Below are 3,198 nucleotides of genomic sequence, written 5' to 3' on the forward strand. Positions count from 1 at the left end.
CGCCGGTCATCCGGGCACCCAGCGCGCCCGCCGCGCGGGCGGTGTCGACCGCCAGGTCCAGCTCCGGGCAGGAGACCGCGAAGTCGTCGCGGAGCGAGGCGTGCCCGGCGGTGAGCAGCGGCCCGGCCGCCCCGAGCTCCCCGGCCGCCAGCAGCGCGGCCACCCGCGCCACCCGCTCGTTCTCCGTGACGACGTGCCGGACGATCGGCCGCAGTCCGGGCGGCAACGCGCCCAGCGCGTCCGGTAGTTGCGCGGGTGCCACGTCCCGCAGGGCGCGTACGCCGAGCGCCCGCGCGCCCGCCTCGCACGCGGCGCGGCGCGCCGCGTAGGCGCCGTCGGCGAGCGCGTGCCGGGCGCCGACGTCGACGACGAGCAGCCGCAGCCCGTGCGCGGCCGGGTCGAACGGCAGGTGGCGGACGGTGAGGTCGCGGGTGTCGAGGTGGAGCGCGTGCCCGGCGCGGCAGCGGGCGGCGGCGGTCTGGTCCATGATCCCGCAGGGGACGCCGACGAAGGCGTGCTCCGCGTGCCGCGCCAGCCGGGCCAGTTCGCCCGGGTCCGGCGCGAGGCCGTGGAGCGCGGTGACGGCCAGCGCCGTGGCGATCTCCAGTGCGGCGGACGAGGAGAGGCCGGCCCCTTGCGGCACGTCGCTCTCCACGTGCAGGTCCGCCCCGCCCACGGCGAGGCCGGCGGTGCGCAGTGCCCACACGACGCCCGCCGGGTAGGCGGCCCAGCCACGGACCCTCCCCGGGACCAGCGCGCCCGGTTCCAGCGTGACCACTCCGCCGGCCGCCCGCGCGGAGTGCAGCCGCAGCAGCCCGTCCGGCCGCGCGGCGGCGGCCACCCGGGTCCGCCGGGACAGGGCCGCCGGCAGCATTAGGCCGTCGTTGTAGTCGGTGTGTTCGCCGATGAGGTTGACGCGGCCGGGCGCCGACCAGACGCCGTCCGGCGCGCGGCCGTGGACGGCCCGGAACCCGGCCGCGGGGTTCACCGCGGCTCCGCGCCGCGGGCGAACTCCCAGGCGTCCGCGATGATCCCGGCCAGTTCCGGCCGCCGGGGTTTCCAGCCGAGGACCGCGCGGGCGCGCTCGGCGGAGGCGACGAGGACGGCCGGGTCGCCGGGCCGGCGGGGGCCCGTACGGCACGGGAGCGGCCGGCCGGTGACCTCGCGGGCGGTCTCGACGACCTGGCGGACGGAGAAGCCGTTGCCGTTGCCGAGGTTGCAGATCAGGTGCTCGCCGGGGCGGGCGGCGTCGAGGGCGAGCAGGTGGGCCTCGGCGAGGTCGGCGACGTGCAGGTAGTCGCGGACGCAGGTGCCGTCCGGGGTGGGGTAGTCGTCCCCGTGCACCGTGATCTCCGGGCGTCGGCCGAGGGCCGTCTGGAGGACGAGCGGGATCAGGTGCGTCTCCGGGGCGTGCCGCTCGCCGTACCGGCCGTGCGCGCCCGCGACGTTGAAGTAGCGCAGCGAGACGGCGGCGAGGCCGTGCGCCGCGCACTCCCCGGCGATCATGTGGTCGACGGCGAGCTTGGAGGCGCCGTAGGGGTTGGTGGGGAGGGTGGGGTCGCTCTCGGTCAGCGGGGCGGAGTCCGCCGGATCGCCGTAGGTGGCGGCCGTGGACGAGAACACCAGGGTGCGGACGCCGGCCGACCGCATGGCGTCGAGCAGGTCGAGGCTGCCGCCGACGTTGTTGCGCCAGTACTTCTCGGGGGCCGCGACGGATTCGCCGACCTGGGAGCAGGCGGCGAAGTGCAGGACGGCGTCGTACGAGCCGTCCAGCCAGCGCCCGGCGTCCTGCACGCGCCCCTCGATGAACCGCGCGCCCCGCGGGACGGCGTCGCGGTGGCCGGTGGACAGGTCGTCGAGCACGGTCACGCGGTGCCCGGCGGCCAGCAGGTGGGCCGCGACGACGCTGCCGATGTAGCCCGCTCCGCCCGTGACCAGGCACGTCTTCTCAGTCTTCCGGTTCTCGGTCATCCGGTTCTCGGTCATCCGGTCGCCGCCTCTCGCAGTCGCTCCGCCGCGGTCTCCGGCGGCACGTCGTTGATGAACACGTTCATGCCGGACTCGGAACCCGCGAGGAATTTGAGCTTGCCGGGAGCCCGTCGGACGGTGAAGAGCTCGGCGTGGAGCGCGAATTCACTCCTGAGGGGGTGGCGCACGGGTGCCTGGTGCCAGCCGGCGACGTACGGCGTGGGCGGCGCGTCCGGCCCGAAGAGGCGGTCGAGGCGGCGCAACAGCTCCTGGTGGAGGCCCGGCAGCTCGGCGCGGGCCGCCGGGCCGAGGGCGGGCAGGTCGGGCACCCGGTGCCGGGGGTACAGGTGGACCTCGTACGGCCAGCGGGCGGCGTACGGCACGAAGGCCGTCCAGTGCTCCCCGGCGAGGACGACGCGGCGGCCTTCGGCCTCCTCGCGGGCCACGACGTCGTCGTACAGGTTCCGGCCGCCCGTGCGCTCGCGGTGGGCGGCGACGGAGGCGAGGGCGCGTTCCGTGCGCGGGGGGACGAAGGGGTAGGCGTAGATCTGGCCGTGCGGGTGGGCGAGGGTGACGCCGATCTCCGCGCCGCGGTTCTCGAAGCAGTAGACCTGTGCGGTGCCGGGGCGGGCGGACAGCTCGGCCGTGCGGTCGGTCCAGGCGGCGAGGACGAGGGCGGCGCGCTCGTCGTCCAGCTCGGCGGCGGAGCCGTGGTGGTCGGCGGTGAAGCAGACGACCTCGCAGCGGCCGGCCGCGGGTCCCGCGAGGGCCGGGAAGCGGTTCTCGAAGACGGCGACCTCGTAGTCCGCGTCCGGGATCTCGGTGGGCCGGCCCGGGCGCGAGGGGCAGAGCGGGCAGGCGTCGGGCGGCGGGTGGTGGGTGCGGCCCTGGCGGTGGGCGGCGATGACGACGGTGTCGCCGAGCAGGGGGTCGGCGCGGAGTTCGCTGCCGCGGGCCGGGGTGGAGGGGTCCGGCCGCCCCGGCGCGTCCGGCTCGTCGGGGCCCGGACCGTCGGGGCCCGGCTCGTCGGGCCCCGGACCGAGGGGACCCGGACCGTCGGGGCCCGGACCGTCGGGGCCCGGCTCGTCGGGCCCCGGACCGAGGGGACCCGGACCGTCGGGGCCCGGACCGTCGGGGCCCGGACCGTCGGGGCCCGGACCGTCGGAATCCGGCGCATCGGAGCCCAGCCGGCCGGAGCCCAGCCCGTCGGAGCCCGGGCGACGGCGGTCC

The 3,198-nt window shown here is 77.5% G+C and carries 3 protein-coding genes; all 3 read right to left on the reverse strand.

Annotated features, from left to right (window positions below; genetic code table 11):
* The coding region (gene galK / locus JNW98_RS35235) for a galactokinase (RefSeq protein WP_223772338.1) at positions 1-988 on the reverse strand (988 nt) is incomplete at its 3' end.
* Positions 985-1,986 carry a UDP-glucose 4-epimerase GalE gene (galE, locus tag JNW98_RS35240; protein WP_223772339.1) on the reverse strand — a complete coding sequence of 334 codons (1,002 nt, stop codon included), beginning with the start codon at positions 1,984-1,986 and terminating at the stop codon, positions 985-987. The genes galK and galE, both read right to left, overlap by 4 nt.
* On the reverse strand, positions 1,983-3,170 hold the full coding sequence (gene galT, locus JNW98_RS35245) for a galactose-1-phosphate uridylyltransferase (protein ID WP_223772340.1): 1,188 nt from the start codon (positions 3,168-3,170) through the stop codon (positions 1,983-1,985). Before galT ends, galE begins: the two co-directional genes overlap by 4 nt.
* Positions 3,171-3,198: the final 28 nt, after the last annotated feature.

Source organism: Streptomyces huiliensis (genome assembly GCF_020037025.1).
Taxonomy (GTDB): domain Bacteria; phylum Actinomycetota; class Actinomycetes; order Streptomycetales; family Streptomycetaceae; genus Streptomyces; species Streptomyces huiliensis.

What these genes read in the sequence shown, in the direction of transcription:
- galE (WP_223772339.1), bottom strand. Translation starts at nt 1,986, where the DNA reads ATGACCGAGAACCGGATGACCGAGAACCGGAAGACTGAGAAGACGTGC.